The sequence below is a fragment of the Lysinibacillus sp. BSL11 genome, assembly GCF_052928325.1.
Genome location: NZ_JAVGCX010000009.1, coordinates 137484 through 152359, shown reverse-complemented (window position 1 = coordinate 152359; position 14876 = coordinate 137484). Strand labels below are relative to the sequence as shown.

Below are 14876 nucleotides of genomic sequence, written 5' to 3'. Positions count from 1 at the left end.
TATAGGACCTTCTCGTTCGGATGAGGCATTTCCTATCCATTTCGTTTAATATGATAATCAATTTGTAAAAAGGGAATACCAAATAACGTCATCTGATGGCGTGCTGACAATGTCTTGTCATCTACCGCAGAAATTTGAAAATGCTCCTGTAAGGGTAGCCTCATTACATTTTTTCCTATCGCCAAATAAATTCCTGCATCTCCATCATGGCGACTTGTTAGGTGTAGCTGACCATTTTCTTCATAGGCATACAAAATGCCAACCATTGTTGAGAACGGGAGTGGTAAGGCTATATTCATATAGGTCGTTTCGTCGCTTGTGTGCTTCGAATAAATCGCGACAAAAACGGTTTGCTGTTGAATTGTCCGAATCCATGCACGTGGAGACGGACGGCTATCTTGTGCAGAATCAACCTGAACAATGCTACCCGTCATTTCAATTTGCTTACTGGAAAAGGGTAAATTGAGCTGTTGGAGAAAACGCCCCATGCCTTGATACAGAAAGGCAAAAGGTCGAAACCAAGTCTTCCATTGCACCGTCGAAAACAGACGATAGGTCGTTGTATGCTCATAAAAATGTGGAATGACAGGCGGTAGCTTTGCTGTATCGACAAAGTCCTGTAAGGCATCGACCAAGCCAGGGTGTGGTATATTCTCGTGATGTAGCTTCCCGCGAATTTGGCTTACAGGGAACTCAAACGGACGCTGTGTTGTTGGGGGGACAGCCATTAGCCAGGCGATGACCCCTAAAGCCCCAAAGAAAACACCATTGATCACACCATGGAATTGAAGCATTTCTGGAATGCCGATGGAAAAGTTTCCGCTGACACGACTGTAAACATACAGACAAGACCCAAGAATTGTCAGACAGAGCGCTCCATAGGAAATCCTCAGCAATAGCCCCTGTCCAAAAGGAAGCTTTGTTTTGAGCGCTACGAAAAACAAGCCGTAAATGGCGAAAATATAAAGAGCAACGGCAATGATTTCGATGAGAACGGAAAAGGCAATACCTATCGCAACAAGGATTGGTCCTGCTAGCAATATCATCACCATGACACGATACCCATTACTATCATGTAATCGACCTAAAAGTCCTACGGAAATGGGTAATAAACAAGCTGAATAATGAAAGTGAATCGCTGTTAACCACGTTATTAATGGTGAAAAACCCGTATCCATGTTGGCGACATAGGCGAAAAACCACAAACCACCAAGAGCTAGGTAGAAAAGCCCCATGTCGATAGCAAACTCCGCAATATTCGTAAAGCCTCGTTGTAAAAATCTTTTCACGCCTTGTATGGCAATATAGAAGGTATACAGTAAATACATGCCTGCCAAAACATTAGCCAATAAGCCATCCGTCGACCAATGCAGCAGTGTAACGGCTAGCATCATCCCAATAATGATGGCTTTGCCCGCTTTTGTAACATCGACAACCATTGAAACCATGGTGGGAACGAAAATCAGTTGAGCAATTGTTAGTAACCATAAGTAATTGGGTTGTCCACTAAGCACAAAGCAAATCACCGTGAACAAAATCCCTAGTAAAAAAATAAAATTACTTCGATTGTTGCGTAAATTCACCAGCATACATCATGAGCCTCCCTATGAATGGATTATGGATGGAGACATGAATGGTAAAGACATTTTTCGATTCATCAAAGCCTTCCTCTACAAGAACTCGACCCTCTAACAGTCGAGGCATCGGGCATTCGAAACGCGAGAGGACAAAGCGCTGCTTACCTGACCGAATGACTAATGTCCCCTCTCGTGTCACCGTAAAGTGCAAATCGGAATAAAAAAGCGCGGGTATGCCTAAATAATCTTTCACAATTTTTTGGATTGGATCAAGGGTCATCCTTGCATCAAAATGTCTGGTTTTCTGCGGGAAATAAAAGGTACGCTCCCATAGCACCTCTAGTTCCCCACTTGGCAGGGCTCTGCATGTATTCGAAATGGTAAAGGGGATATCCTCCCCTGACTCTGGGAACAAAAATCGCGTTTTCGCAGCCAGTGTATAGAAGGGTCGCATCCATTTAGCACCAGATTTTATTTGATGCATCACGCCCTGAGCAAAAAATGGTTCATCTATTGGTAACGCATAACGCTGCTGTAGCATCGGATGAAGTCTCGCAAAATCATCCCCTAATATTGTTTGATAGATCGTCATCCTTGTTATCCTCGCTTTCTTTTGCAACTTTTAGCACTTGGTACATCCTTACTTAAGCTAAATCCGACAATTGACAACACCCATAAAGCGCTATTAAAGGTAAGTGGATTAAAGGGTGCTTGTATACTTGTCGGGTCCGCAACAATAGCAGCTATCGTCAAGAGCGGAAAAATGATAATTTGCATGCCAAAGAGCCAGCGTTTTCCTCGCGGGTAAAGCCAACATAAAGCAAAGAGAATTTCCGCAACCCCTATCCACATAACTAGCTGATCTGCATGGTTTAGGAATGAAGCCGTCATCTTTAATTCCTGCGGATGTAAATGGATAATCTTCGGTACAAGACCATGATAGAACCAGACAAAGCAAAAGAATAGACGCATGAGCATCGTTAAAAAGAATCGTCTATACTGTGCGGCAGGATTTTCTCCTTTTTCTAGCCATCTTTTTAAAACATCAAAGCTGAGTGCCGTCGCCCACCCCATTAATGGACGAAAAAATAAATCAAAGAATACGCCAAGCTTGCCGTAGCGTGTGTCATAATCATATTGGGTCAGAAATGTCAGCCCCTGTTGATACGGGATATATTGCCAATAGCCCTTTCCCTCCGCTATGGGTGAGCGCTTTTGAGGCGTACCAAAATGCAGTGAGGATGTTCGCGTGCCATTTTCTTTATGATGCTCCCCCTTGCTTTCTCCCCAGCCGCTTACCTGTAAGCCTGGCATGACCTTCGTTTCATAGGTAAAACGCTGTGGCTCCTCAGGTGCTTTTTTCGGACTATATGTAATGGATGTAAAACGTAAATCCCATTGTTCATGCAGCTGAGGATTTTGTGTATAATCCCATGCTTTCTCTATAGGAGCCTGAATGTCTATCTCGACATAAATAGGTTTTCTGCTCATAAACTCACTCCTTTTTTTGATGAAGCCACTATCATTATAGCAGTAAATTGATAACCTTCTATTAAATGGGTATGCAAATTACGTTTCTCAATAAAAATAAAAAACTTGAATCGAAATGATGACTTGAGTCTAATGGTATCGTTAGTACTATTAGTTTTAACGAGAATACGAGGCTTTATTGATGATGGTATACCCATGTCCTATGTCTTCTTCACATTAGGCATCATGAGCATGCCTTTATGTACTACACTCATTCACTCTCTAGAGGTTATGGGAGGAGCGGACAAAGCTAGAAATTTAAATAACAACAGCCCCTCTATTTAATAGAAGGGCTGTTGTCTTTCGTGTTCAAAATTAAGCTTTTGAAGGGTCCTTTCATAAAATGTTATGGTTTTTGACAAGCAAAATTATAGCCGCCGATTTTTCTAGCCTCTGTCGCATTGGTTTGTCCATTTACACCAGCATCATCTCGGGAGTCAATGATTGGATTGCCTCCCTGTGCAAAGCATTTGTTCATATAATTCATTTTTTCTTTATGTGTCAAGTATCGGTCCCAGAAGAAATAGCCTATGAAAGAAACCAAACCAATTCCTGCAAGCCATGCTATAACAGCATATGGTGTTACTTCTCCATCTTCATTTTCTTTATAAATAATTGTGCCTTCATAATTGTCCATGTCTAGCCCAAAGGTTAAAAGTTTATGATGAACCTCATTAGGAGATAGTGATTCAAGAGATTCGTAATAATTTAATTCTTCATCTGTGAAATGATATAATTTCTGAGCGGCTTCTTCATCAAACTCTAATGTTTGTGTAGCCAAGTTATAGTAGATGGATTCGGCTAAAACACTTTCTTTACGTCCATATTCATCAGCATTCGCAAAATTCGGAAAAATTGTAGCAACAATCAACGTAACAATCAAACTGCAAATAAAAAATTGAAGCTTCTTCATCACAATGAACCTCCTTGTTTTAATTTGTTTATGGTAAAATATTACATTAATGGATAATGTAACATTATCTTTATTATACATATAATCCAGATAAATGTATAATATATAAAGAAAGTGAGGTGTTTTTTTGTATTTCTCAAATATACAATTATTAATGCTTGTATTTGCTTTTGTTATTGCGATTTTCAGTGTGATTAAAGTGTATCAAATAAAAAAAGAGTATTTGATTAAACACAGAGAATTAGAGGTGGAATACGAAAGAATCCAACTGGAGAAACAAAAACAAAAGATTCTTTAATTTAGTATGAAACTTACTATATAAAAAGTGCACCTCTTCATTAGATTTTCCCTAACGATTGGGTGCACCTATTTTTTCCTAAATTGCTCTAGCTACTTATCTATTGATACTGACAATGATTTGTAATAGTTTATCGAACTTGGGCAAGCTTTATAGTAAAAATGCCTTCGTTGGATAACCCACTGACCGAAATCCTCTGATAGGCTTCAATCATTAACTACATCCTGCCACCAGTCGTCTACCTGATAGTGTAATAACTGTTCGGGGTGAGTCCCATGCCCGCGATATAAGGGCGCATAGCAAGTATAGCCTTGGCTATGTAATGAAGTGGCTACTTTCTTCATATCTCTTGTATGCCTCGTAAAAGAATGTAAAAGTAATAGGGCATGCTCATTTCCCTGTAAATAAATTTCTTTTGCTGGTAGTATGTTTAGCACATCATCAAGCCCCTCATCTAACTTCATTTAAGCCCCAACAAACAGCACAGCCTGTCCGATCGCAATAAAAAAGGCTTCCTGCTGAATGGGGCTGCTGTCTTCAATTTGCAGCGTAATGTCAAAATGCGTCTCACAGAAAGTCGCTTGCCAGCGGGCGATGGGCTGCTCATTCACAGTAAAAACAGACCAGCCCTCCATTTCCTTGTTGAGCTTGATCTGCTGTTCGCCATCGGTAATGACTAAATCAGGAATCATGATTTGCCAGCCATCGTAGGCAATCATATAGTCTTTCCCTGTCACCAAATCCTTACCACGAAAATGCACACGTCCGCGACGGGATACTTTTTTACACGTAAAAAGTTGTTGACCGTTGCGATCATTGACATCAAAGCGAACAAAATAACGATAGTCCATTGTGCGGTCAAATGCTTTTTTTAGAGCATTGGAATACACGCGTTGAACAGTGGACGATACCTCCCCCGCTTCATTTAAAATAGTAACGGTCTCTGTTGACTCGATGGCTGCTGGTTGCTTGTATGTATAGGTCTTCAATCTATTCGCTCCTTTAAAACAATTGCTTTCTTAAAGCTACCATAAAATAAGCGCCAAATACAAAGGATGTATTTGACGCCCCTATTATTGTACGGGTACTTCTACTGTAAATGGTTGGAAGTTCACTTCTTTATAGGCTGATGGATTGAATGGAAGATGTGTTTCTTTGCCATCAGCATCTATTTGAACGCTCCCACCCCCTGTTGGAATAGCAACATAAGGCGTAATGGTTAATTTTCCAACGTGTTGTGCTATTGGATCAAAGGCTTTCGTGCTGCTTAATTTCCACACCCCATCATCAAATTGCGCTTTTCCACCGCCCGAATGAGAGGCGATCTCCCTGCCTTGCCCATCTGTTATGAAAAATTCTATAGATGCTGGTGGGTTATCGAGGATTCCATTCATCTTTGCTTCATAGTCAAGGGAGATCCCCGATGGACTGAAGGAGATGTTGGATATATCAAGCTCAATGCCTTCAACCTGCTGTCGATGATTCACAGGAACATGGACAATCTCTGTAATCTTTTCAATCGGGGTCGAAAACGTCCATTTTTCTCCCTTTTCGCCTGCTAATATTAAGCCCAATTGAAAGAAATCTGGCATTTCCTCAACCTGTTTGACATCAAACGTCGCAATACCTGTCCGAACCGTAGGACTTAACCTCTGTTCAGAATAGCTACCTGAGCTGACAGTTGGTTGGGCGCCATTAATGGTAAATTCCAAGCCTGCTCCAAAATATAGTTCACTCAATTCCTGCTCAGATTGCATCGTTACCCCAACCGTTATACGAGAATCATCATAAAGCACCTCATCTACTGTGACCGAAATCCCATTGATGGTTTGTGTTTCGCCAACAGCTTTGGTTAGTCCCTGTTCACTGGCTTGTTTTAGCCCAGGCAAGCCTGAGTCATTGAATACGGAACCGATAATTGGTAGCTTGGACAATGTGCTCGCAAATGTTGGTGATACATAGGCTGTGCCAATGGTTAAACTAAAAACGGCAACAGTACTGGCAATAAATACGAATGGTTTACGCTTGCTTCTTCTTTTCATTTGAATTGGTTTACCTTGTGCTTGTTGAATACCTTGTGCAATCGCTGCTCGTACCTCATCCCGTGGAAATTCAGGTAGGGTCACTGACTTTTTCATTGAACATTGCACTCCTTTCTAATTGTCGTTTTAGCTGTTTTTTACCACGATGCAAATAGGTTTTGATGGTGTTCTCAGGCTTTTTCATCATGTCTGAAATTTCTTTAATAGGTAAATCGTGATAATAAAATAAAAGGAGCGCCATCTGCTGGGAATGGTTTAATTGTTGGATAGCTTCTGCTAAATCAATAGGATTCCCTATGACCTGCTCCAGATCATGCAACCGCTCTAATAATTCCCTCTCCTCATAGGGAATCATTTTCTTGCCCTTTTTCAGCAAACGATAGCATTCATGAATTAAAATGCGGAACAGCCATGTCGAGAAAAATGCTGGATTTTTTAGTTGATGAACGGTTAAATAGGCTTTACATGCCGCTTCTTGAATAGCATCTAGCGCATCCTCTTTTTGACCAACATACGATAACGCCGTGTAATATAGTTTTTCTTCCTCTAGCACAAGTAGCTGTTCAAAGGCTTCCTTCTGCCCCGCAATCGCTTGTTTAACGATAGATAAATCATGTTCCATGCTTGTTTCCCCTCCTTCCATACTTAGAGTCTTTTATCCAAGCAAAAGGTTTCACTTTTATTTATTTTTTTGGCCATACAAAAAGAGACTACTTCAATGAAAGTAGCCTACTCCATTTTCTATCGATCTAACTTAAAGGTAATTTCCCCGATGCCCAATTCCGAATTGACCTCTAGCACGACATCCGCCTTGTCGTAAGCTTCGTTGACATAGACACCATTCCCTTTTGACATAAGACCCTCCACATTAGACGAGCCAATGCCTTTTTCCGTCGTTAGTTTCACGCCAACCTTTGAAGGTAAAATAACTGTTGTTTGACCGACACCTGTTTCAATAGTTGTTGTAAAGCTCTTTTTCCAGTCGCCACCTAGATTAACCGTTAGATCACCGACACCCGCTTCAATATCGAGTTTTTCCAGCTGAAGACCCTGTAAATCGAGGTTGGCAAGAGAGGCACCCGTTTCTACAGTCAGATCCATTGGGATGCTGTCGTTTAGTTGAATCGCCCACGTGTTTTTAATATTCGAGAGCCCTAGCTTTGTGGAGCCCTTATGCTTGATTTCCACTTCTCCTGTATCACCATGTACAGCATAGTCAACCTGAGGGGCTAGCTTTTTTACATTATATTCTGCGTTGCCCTCAACCCATTCCTTTGCACCACTAGATACATTCAATTCGCCAACACCTAAATCAATGTCTACCTCTAATGCTTTCGCTTTATCCTTTTCCACCAAAATGGCTTCCTCTCGCATTTTATTTGGAATAAAGGAAAAGCACCCCGATAATACCAATGCTGACGTGCCCATCACGACACCTAAACCAACTAATTTTTTCACTATTATTTCCTCCCGCCGTATAATCTACCAATAATTTCATTATATAGGAGAAGGGAAATTAAAATACGACCCTACGCTTGAATTTCATCTAAGACCTAAGACGTAGAGAGGCTTACTGATAAGGAATGTCATGCCCCTCCAGCAATGCCTTTAAATTCGCAAGAGAGGCATCATAGCCTGGCGAATTAAAGCTCACCGTAGTGCCATTACCCTGTTCGGCTAGCGTAATAGCAATTAATGTTTCAGGAACTTCTAGATAGAAGGAAAATTCCTCATTTTTCTTCACTTTCTGAATCGTTAGCTCCATCGGCAGTTTTTCAGAAAGCTGATTATGTGCGTTTGGCATTAAAGTAAATGTCATTTTTTCTCCAGCTGCTAGAATAGGAATGTCCCATGTGGAGCCTGGTGCGTACCATCGGGAGAGGGATTGCTCCTCTGTAATCGCTTGCCATACTTTATCAATCTTTGCCTCAATCCAAATCGAACTGGTCATTCGCAGCAACCTCCATTTCCTCTTTTCCATTATTTTATCGAACTTTCAGGAGTTATACTACTTTGGGATGTTCTGTATAAGTGAAATGCCCCCAGTATGACCATCACAGCGATGACATCCAAAGCGAGCTGATAGCTGGAAAAAACAGCAACCAATAATCCATAAACTGTTGGTGCCAAAACAATAAAGAACTGATTAATCGTTAACGCTGCACTAACTGTCAGTCCTACTGCTTGCGAATCGGATTGTTCCGTGACACAGGTGATATATATGGAATACCAGCCAAGCGCTAAAAACCCAAATACACTGCAAAAAATAATCATGAGGCCCTTACTATGTATGACAAAGGGCAAACAGCCAACCATCAGAAATGTAGCGACCATGACGAGCACTAATAAAGGCTCTCGTTTTTGAGCGAAATAATGATCACTCATCCAAGCAAGTACAATTCTGCCAAGCATCCCACCAAGTAAAATCAGACTTAAATAGCGCCCTGCCTCGGTTAATGTATATCCACCTTCATGATGTAAATAGCTCATAAAGTGAGCAATAATAATCATTTGGAGGGACATCATGACCATGCCCACAAAAAATAAAGGATAGAGCGCTCGATTGTGCCGAATAGCACGCATTTTCTTTTTAAAAGGAATGAGAGGTGCCGTAGCGGTGTCATGCTGTTTTGGCTCTTTGTAAAGCAATAAAAATAATAGTCCCCCACCAACCGCCATCAAGCCCTGTGCTAAATGGACAGAGGAAAGATGATGATGTTGATACAAATAGGTCAACACAGTGGAAGCCAATGCACCACCAATTGGAATACCTGTTTGGCGAATCCCTATAGCCAGTCCTCGATGCTTGTTAGGAAACCATTTCACAATAGCAGTACTGCCACCTGTTTGCGCACTGCCATACCATATCCCCACAACTATTAATACGAGAAGCAATGTCGTATAATGATTCACGGGTATTAGCAATAAGGCTGACAGGCCCAGTAATATCGAGCCCCATCCAATAATCTGCTTTTCTCCCTTCTTATCCATGAGATAGCCGAATAGCAGCATGGAGAAAATTGGCCCAATATTGACGGCTGAAACAATTAGCCCTGTTTGGAAGGACGTTAAGTGCCACTCCATTTGATAAAAAGAGGCAACTGGCCCCATTCCGTAGGTCACAAAGGTTGCGGCTGTCTGCGAAAGTGTAGCCACAAGCAAAATGACCCATCGATAATATGTATGCATAATAACCCTCCATCAGGTTACTGCTTTTGCAGTCTACCTTTTCATTATCTAGAGTGTACGTGGACAGCTAGCGTACGTAAAATGGAGGAAAATGATAGCGGCTATTAAAAAAATCTATAGGTATGTGAGGAACAACATGAACATTGAAGAAATTGCCTTAAAAATGGAGCTTTTAGAGAGGCAAAACTTGAGTAAATCGGCTGAAATCACCAATTATACACAATCTGCCTTAACAGCAAAGGTGAAAAAAATGGAGCGTGAAATTGGGCAGGACGTCTTTAAACGAACACCTCAAGGCTTAAAGCTGACAGAGGTAGGTCAACATTATTTACAGTTTTTAAAGAAAGTTGCCGAGCAGTATGAAGACTTTTTACATACCATCGGCCCTGCACAAACGAGTATTTTGGTTGGTACATCTCATACAACCATTAAAATTTATGGTCCATCCATCATGAACGCACTGCAAACTAGTCGAAGTCCGATAGATGTTGATTTCACTGTGGAATCAAGTACAGCCTTAAATCACAAAGTTCATCTGGCGGAAATAGATTGCGCATTAACAAGTAATCCAATCAAGCATTATAGCGATCTACACTATGATGTACTAGCCACAGAGACATTTGAAGTTATCTCAAGCACCGCTCCTATCATCGACTTTGAACAACGAACACCTGTCACATTGCTTGTGTTAAGTAAGGGCTGCATGTATACCCATGCATTAGCACAATGGCTCACTGACAAGCAGGTACCTTTTACGATGAAGGAGATTAAATCGGTTAGTAGTATTTTAGATTTTCTTGAAATCGAACACACATTGGCTGTATTAAATACCAAATTACTAGCACTTTATCCTTGTCCTGACCTGCATTTTTATGATTTAGACGGGCTTCACAATGCGATCGAAACAGTTTATATCTATAAAAAAGATGACAGTAAGCAGCCCTTCATCCTGCAATTAAAACAGGTCATTGAATCCTTGCTTGAGCAGAATTAGCTCTATAAACCTATTTTGTGCTAATATTCTAAAAACCCTATATTATTCACACGGACTACACTATAATAGGTTTGTCATTATTAATCTTGTAAATGCTTAGGAGTACATCATGTTTTATTACATCTCGTTATTTTTTGCAGTATTTGCATTATCTACCTCAGCAATCTTTGTTAAGCTAGCTGATGCACCACCAGCGATTACGGCCTTTTATCGACTATTTTTTGCGATGCTAGTGCTTCTTCCATTTTTATTGGCAAAGAAGGACTTGCGGCAGGAGCTTGCTAGCCTATCGAAAAAGCAGTGGGGACTTGGCATTTTATCAGGCTTATTTTTGTCCTGTCATTATGTGTTATGGTTTGAATCATTAAACTACACCTCTGTGGCTAGTTCAACCGTCATTGTGACTCTACAGCCACTATTCTCTTTAGTAGGCAGCTATTTTTTATTTAAAGAGCGATTTTCAAAAGGAGCAATTTTGGGCTGCTTCGTAGCGATCATCGGCTGCTTCATTATTGGCTGGCAAGATTTCCAGATTAGTGGACAAGCCCTTTATGGCGATATTCTTGCCTTTATTGCGGCAGGTATTATTACAGCCTACTTTTTTATTGGGCAATCAGTGCGCAAGGATTTATCGCTCATTTCCTATTCCATTATCGGCTATGGCAGTAGCTCGATCTTTTTAGCCGTTTATGCCCTCTTTATGAAAGAATCGTTTTTCGATTATTCAGCCTCCACCTGGTGGTCCCTTGTAGGGCTGGCTGTCATTGCAACGATTTTCGGACAAACCATTTTTAATTGGCTGTTGAAATGGTTAAGTACAACGGTGATTTCCATGAGTATTTTAGGCGAAACAATCGGCACCTGTATATTAGCTTATTTTATTTTAGATGAGATAATTTCCGTTCAACAGGGGATCGGTATTTTGGTCATTTTACTAGGACTTGCCCTGTTCTTACTACAGCAACGAAAATCAGTGTAAAAGAAAAAACAACGGCAAAGGCTGCCGTTGTTTTTTATTGGTGTGTAAAGTAGAAGGTCGTGCCATTCTTGTTTGATTGTAAGGAAGCTTCGATGTTTAGTGTTTTAGCAATATCCTGAATGATTTTAAGCCCAAGTCCGCCATGCTCATCTTCAGGCGTGAAGCCAATACCATCATCACACATGACAACTTCCCCGTCCTTAATCGTCACCTCTAGCTTGGATGCTTGGGCATGCTTTAATGTATTTTGAAAGACATTATCGAATAAACGCTGTAGCCACAATTCATTGCTAAGCCAAGTTGCTTGTAAATCATCATGCTGAAAATGCAGCGTAATATTCTGCATGCGATATAGATACTGCCATTTCTTTATCATCATTTGTAACAATGGAACAAGTTGAACCTCCTCCTGCATGACATAGGACTGTTCACTCGTATCAAAGGACTGTAACTGAAATGCATTTGTTAAATTCGTGATATATTGAATTTGTGCATGTAAGGATTCCACCAATTTGGGCTGCCCCTGTAGCTGATCCTCTAGATAAAACAGCTGCAAGCGGATAGCCGTTAACGGCGTATGGATGTCATGTCGCAACTTTTGTAGCAGCTCTTTTTGAAGCTCCTGCTGCTGGGCAAGCTCTAATTCTCGGTAAGTTGTACGCTCAATTAAGAGATTGACAGATTGGCTAAGCTGCCCGATTTCATCCTCACTTTTTATCGTTAACGTGTCAGGTATTCGCTCATTACTCGCTAGTTCTCGTATTGTTTTATTAAGTAGTGTAATTTTGGATAGTAAAGAATGAATCGATGTGGAAAATAGCCATGCGAGCATTCCTAAAGCTAGCACAAACGCAATCAGCATCACAGGATAGGCATAGGACTCATGAAACGGAATACCGTCATTTTTCATTTTAAAGGCCTTGTCATACAAAATTGACATGGCCACACTAATGCCTAATAGTACAACCGGCACACTCCCAATGGCTACAAATAATAAAGTACGGTATTTTGTTTTTAATGTCATTTTTTATTATAGGTATTTAAACGATACCCTTCTCCATAAATATTTTGCACAATAGTGCCTGCTGGGTCCTGTAGCTTTGTTCGAATTTTTTTAATATGGACATTCAAAATATTATGATTGCGTTCATCGAGCGGCCAAAGATAATCGAAAAAGTGTTCCTTTGTTAACACTCTGTCTCGATTGTCAAATAAATAAAAGAAAATTTTTCGCTCGATTGCTGTCAGGGCGATTTCATCATGGATACTACGATGAAATACTTGACGGCGCTCCCCATCGATCAATAAATGCTGAATTTGCGTAAATGTACCATACTGTTGTGCTAGCATTTTTTGCATTCTTAGCAACAGCTCTCGCGGATCAAATGGCTTTGTCAGGTAATCCTCTCCGACCATCAACCCCTCTAGCTTACTTTCAATATCATTACGTGCTGATAGAAAAATGATTGGAATATTTAAGCCTAATCGTTTAATATTTTTGCTTAATTGATAGCCATCCTCTCCTGGCAGCATAATATCCATTATGACTAAATCCACCTGCTGAATCAGCGCCATCATATCCTTGCCATCTGTTTTCCAGATTGCCTCATAGCCCTCACGCTTCACTATTTTTTGCAGTAGATCACCAATCATGTGATCGTCTTCTATAATTAAGATTCTAAATCCTTTCATACTTATCGACCTTTCTCATCACCCGTTGTTTTCATAAATTCCATTGCCAGTTGATAGATTGCATCTGGCTGATAGAGATAAATACTATGTGTCCCACTGACCTCCTTCACCTGTGCATTAGTGAATTGCTTTGCAAAGTCGGCATAATCCTGTCGGTTTTGCTTCGTATATTTCGAATGTTTATTTTCTTCCGCAATCGCATCAATCAGTAAGATAGGCGTGTCTTGCGGCTTTTTGAGCTGTTCTGATTGTAAACTATTTTCGTAGACCTGTAACAGCTCATTTTGCATATCCTCATTAAAAAATTGCTTAAAGGACAATGCCTGATAGATTTCCTTTTCCTGTGCTGTTAAAAAGGACATGTTCAATATTTGCGGATTATAGACCTGAGATGGCATAAGTCGATGTAAGCCCAGCTTAGTAGCGAGATGCATTCCCCTTACCATCCAACGATCGACCGACCCCATTTTATGCTTTACATATTGACTAGGTAAGCCAATGTCCAGAGCGATGATGCTCTTTACTTCCTCTGGGTATTTTTGCGCCCAGTAAATGGCCTCTAGTCCAGAAATGGAATGTGGCACAAGAATATAGGGCGGTTCAAGCCCACTTTGCAGAAGTGCCTGTCGTGTTTGCGCTACAATAGTATCGATTCCTCTATCATCATGGGCTACGTCGCTATAGCCATAGCCAGCTCGATCCACTACCGCAATTTGATGATGCTGTGAAAACTTACGATACAGCCCTTTTAGCTCATATACGGGCGCTGCGATACCTGAGCCAGCCATAAAAACATAGGTATCCTCGCCAGCCCCCTCCTGATAAACATGGATGTTTTGTCCATCTACATTGTTTAATGTGCCGTTAGGTTGTAAAATAGCTGACTCCTTCTGTATTAAGCTATAGTGATATATACAAACGATCACCATTCCGAGCACAATCAATGCCCCCATATAGACAATTATTTTCTTTGCTTTCTTTTTCATACGTATCTCCTCTTTTCGTTGATACTTGCAAGGATACACGGTAAAAATAAATTTCTACTAAACTTTTGGAGAAAATAGATAAGTTTCATACAAAACGAGGCTGGGACAAAAAGAAAAAATGTTAGACCAAGATATAATTGGTCTAACATTTTTTTGATTTAGGAAGGCATATTTAACTGCTTGAAGTGGAAAAGTTAATATTCATTTTTATTGTTTTTCAATATAATCAAGTTATGTCCCAGCCTCTCTCTTGATTAAGCATCTGGATAGGTTTTTCGTAAAAAATCGATGGTTTGTTGAATAAGGGCTTTTAAGATGTCTTCATTCACATCAGCAAGCTTATTAATATAAACACAGGCCTTTCCTGTTGTATGTTTACCAAATTGTTGTAATAGTTGCTCCCGTTCATCCCCTGGGGCAAAATATAAGCTAATTTTCGCTTTGCGAGGGGAATAGGCAGCTAGTGGGGCATCCCCTTCATGGCCTGTTTGATATTTGTAATGATATTTACCAAAGCCTATAATGCTCGGTCCCCACATTTTGGCTTCATAGCCTGTGACCTCTGTAAAGATGTCCAATAATCGATAGGCGTCTTCTCGCTTTTTTGGATGGTCTACACTTTCAATAAATTCAATGACACTTACATCGGTTTCTTTGGTCTTTAATTCATACATGT

Annotated in this window: 17 protein-coding genes; 2 read left to right on the top strand and 15 right to left on the bottom strand. The window is 40.5% G+C overall.

All coding sequences use genetic code 11. The annotated features are described in order from the left end of the window. Positions 1-32: 32 nt before the first annotated feature. The 11 genes from RCJ95_RS12735 to RCJ95_RS12685 all read right to left on the bottom strand — a co-directional run bounded on the left by RCJ95_RS12735 (position 33) and on the right by RCJ95_RS12685 (position 9549). Complete coding sequence (locus RCJ95_RS12735; protein WP_446722378.1) at positions 33-1589, bottom strand: YndJ family protein; 1557 nt, start codon at positions 1587-1589, stop codon at positions 33-35. Further along, the gene (locus tag RCJ95_RS12730; protein WP_257521986.1) at positions 1558-2169 is read right to left on the bottom strand and encodes a DUF4166 domain-containing protein; all 612 of its coding nucleotides are present in this window, start codon (positions 2167-2169) and stop codon (positions 1558-1560) included. The genes RCJ95_RS12735 and RCJ95_RS12730 overlap by 32 nt, the downstream gene beginning before the upstream one ends. A gap of 5 nt (positions 2170-2174) precedes the next feature. After that, positions 2175-3068, bottom strand: coding sequence for a DoxX-like family protein (locus RCJ95_RS12725; protein ID WP_263082453.1), 894 nt, complete (start codon positions 3066-3068; stop codon positions 2175-2177). A 385-nt stretch (positions 3069-3453) separates the two neighbouring features. Further along, a complete protein-coding gene (locus RCJ95_RS12720; protein ID WP_263082452.1) occupies positions 3454-4020 on the bottom strand; it encodes a hypothetical protein in 567 nt (188 codons plus the stop codon). Positions 4021-4524: 504 nt separating this feature from the next. After that, positions 4525-4782 carry an alpha/beta hydrolase gene (locus tag RCJ95_RS12715; protein ID WP_274772918.1) on the bottom strand — a complete coding sequence of 86 codons (258 nt, stop codon included), beginning with the start codon at positions 4780-4782 and terminating at the stop codon, positions 4525-4527. Next, positions 4783-5307, bottom strand: a complete 525-nt coding sequence (locus RCJ95_RS12710) for a tubby C-terminal domain-like protein (RefSeq protein WP_274772916.1) — start codon at positions 5305-5307, stop codon at positions 4783-4785. Positions 5308-5391: 84 nt separating this feature from the next. Continuing rightward, on the bottom strand, positions 5392-6456 hold the full coding sequence (locus tag RCJ95_RS12705) for a DUF4179 domain-containing protein (RefSeq protein ID WP_312128774.1): 1065 nt from the start codon (positions 6454-6456) through the stop codon (positions 5392-5394). Beyond that, positions 6431-6982: a sigma-70 family RNA polymerase sigma factor gene (locus RCJ95_RS12700; RefSeq protein WP_446722377.1), complete on the bottom strand. Its 552-nt coding sequence runs from the start codon at positions 6980-6982 to the stop codon at positions 6431-6433. Before RCJ95_RS12700 ends, RCJ95_RS12705 begins: the two co-directional genes overlap by 26 nt. A 119-nt stretch (positions 6983-7101) precedes the next feature. Next, positions 7102-7818 carry a toast rack family protein gene (locus RCJ95_RS12695; RefSeq protein ID WP_313150693.1) on the bottom strand — a complete coding sequence of 239 codons (717 nt, stop codon included), beginning with the start codon at positions 7816-7818 and terminating at the stop codon, positions 7102-7104. Positions 7819-7930: 112 nt separating this feature from the next. Further along, positions 7931-8311 (bottom strand): SRPBCC domain-containing protein, encoded by a 381-nt coding sequence (locus tag RCJ95_RS12690; protein ID WP_446722376.1) that lies wholly within the window; start codon positions 8309-8311, stop codon positions 7931-7933. Between the two features lie 29 nt (positions 8312-8340). After that, entirely contained in the window at positions 8341-9549 is a 1209-nt protein-coding gene (locus RCJ95_RS12685; RefSeq protein WP_446722375.1) for an MFS transporter, read from the bottom strand. A gap of 136 nt (positions 9550-9685) precedes the next feature. Between RCJ95_RS12685 and RCJ95_RS12680 the strand changes: the two genes are divergently transcribed. Next, entirely contained in the window at positions 9686-10543 is an 858-nt protein-coding gene (locus RCJ95_RS12680) for a LysR family transcriptional regulator (protein WP_221683099.1), read from the top strand. Between the two features lie 109 nt (positions 10544-10652). Beyond that, positions 10653-11522, top strand: coding sequence for a DMT family transporter (locus tag RCJ95_RS12675; protein ID WP_337975946.1), 870 nt, complete (start codon positions 10653-10655; stop codon positions 11520-11522). Between the two features lie 34 nt (positions 11523-11556). On the opposite strand, the gene RCJ95_RS12670 is transcribed toward RCJ95_RS12675, so the two are convergent. From RCJ95_RS12670 to RCJ95_RS12655, 4 genes are all read right to left on the bottom strand, one after another. Beyond that, positions 11557-12546: a sensor histidine kinase gene (locus tag RCJ95_RS12670; RefSeq protein ID WP_313150697.1), complete on the bottom strand. Its 990-nt coding sequence runs from the start codon at positions 12544-12546 to the stop codon at positions 11557-11559. Beyond that, positions 12543-13214, bottom strand: coding sequence for a response regulator transcription factor (locus RCJ95_RS12665; RefSeq protein ID WP_004228754.1), 672 nt, complete (start codon positions 13212-13214; stop codon positions 12543-12545). The genes RCJ95_RS12670 and RCJ95_RS12665 overlap by 4 nt, the downstream gene beginning before the upstream one ends. Positions 13215-13216: 2 nt before the next feature. Continuing rightward, the gene (locus RCJ95_RS12660) at positions 13217-14200 is read right to left on the bottom strand and encodes an alpha/beta hydrolase (RefSeq protein ID WP_274772903.1); all 984 of its coding nucleotides are present in this window, start codon (positions 14198-14200) and stop codon (positions 13217-13219) included. 254 nt (positions 14201-14454) lie between these two features. After that, the gene (locus tag RCJ95_RS12655) at positions 14455-14874 is read right to left on the bottom strand and encodes a DUF1801 domain-containing protein (RefSeq protein WP_004228761.1); all 420 of its coding nucleotides are present in this window, start codon (positions 14872-14874) and stop codon (positions 14455-14457) included. Between the last annotated feature and the right edge of the window lie 2 nt (positions 14875-14876).

Coding starts and splice junctions, on each gene's coding strand:
- RCJ95_RS12735 (WP_446722378.1), bottom strand. CDS start 1,589: ATGCTGGTGAATTTACGCAACAATCGAAGTAATTTTATTTTTTTACTA.
- RCJ95_RS12730 (WP_257521986.1), bottom strand. CDS start 2,169: ATGACGATCTATCAAACAATATTAGGGGATGATTTTGCGAGACTTCAT.
- RCJ95_RS12725 (WP_263082453.1), bottom strand. CDS start 3,068: ATGAGCAGAAAACCTATTTATGTCGAGATAGACATTCAGGCTCCTATA.
- RCJ95_RS12720 (WP_263082452.1), bottom strand. CDS start 4,020: ATGAAGAAGCTTCAATTTTTTATTTGCAGTTTGATTGTTACGTTGATT.
- RCJ95_RS12715 (WP_274772918.1), bottom strand. CDS start 4,782: ATGAAGTTAGATGAGGGGCTTGATGATGTGCTAAACATACTACCAGCA.
- RCJ95_RS12705 (WP_312128774.1), bottom strand. CDS start 6,456: ATGAAAAAGTCAGTGACCCTACCTGAATTTCCACGGGATGAGGTACGA.
- RCJ95_RS12700 (WP_446722377.1), bottom strand. CDS start 6,982: ATGGAACATGATTTATCTATCGTTAAACAAGCGATTGCGGGGCAGAAG.
- RCJ95_RS12690 (WP_446722376.1), bottom strand. CDS start 8,311: ATGACCAGTTCGATTTGGATTGAGGCAAAGATTGATAAAGTATGGCAA.
- RCJ95_RS12685 (WP_446722375.1), bottom strand. CDS start 9,549: ATGCATACATATTATCGATGGGTCATTTTGCTTGTGGCTACACTTTCG.
- RCJ95_RS12680 (WP_221683099.1), top strand. CDS start 9,686: ATGAACATTGAAGAAATTGCCTTAAAAATGGAGCTTTTAGAGAGGCAA.
- RCJ95_RS12675 (WP_337975946.1), top strand. CDS start 10,653: ATGTTTTATTACATCTCGTTATTTTTTGCAGTATTTGCATTATCTACC.
- RCJ95_RS12670 (WP_313150697.1), bottom strand. CDS start 12,546: ATGACATTAAAAACAAAATACCGTACTTTATTATTTGTAGCCATTGGG.
- RCJ95_RS12665 (WP_004228754.1), bottom strand. CDS start 13,214: ATGAAAGGATTTAGAATCTTAATTATAGAAGACGATCACATGATTGGT.
- RCJ95_RS12660 (WP_274772903.1), bottom strand. CDS start 14,200: ATGAAAAAGAAAGCAAAGAAAATAATTGTCTATATGGGGGCATTGATT.
- RCJ95_RS12655 (WP_004228761.1), bottom strand. CDS start 14,874: ATGTATGAATTAAAGACCAAAGAAACCGATGTAAGTGTCATTGAATTT.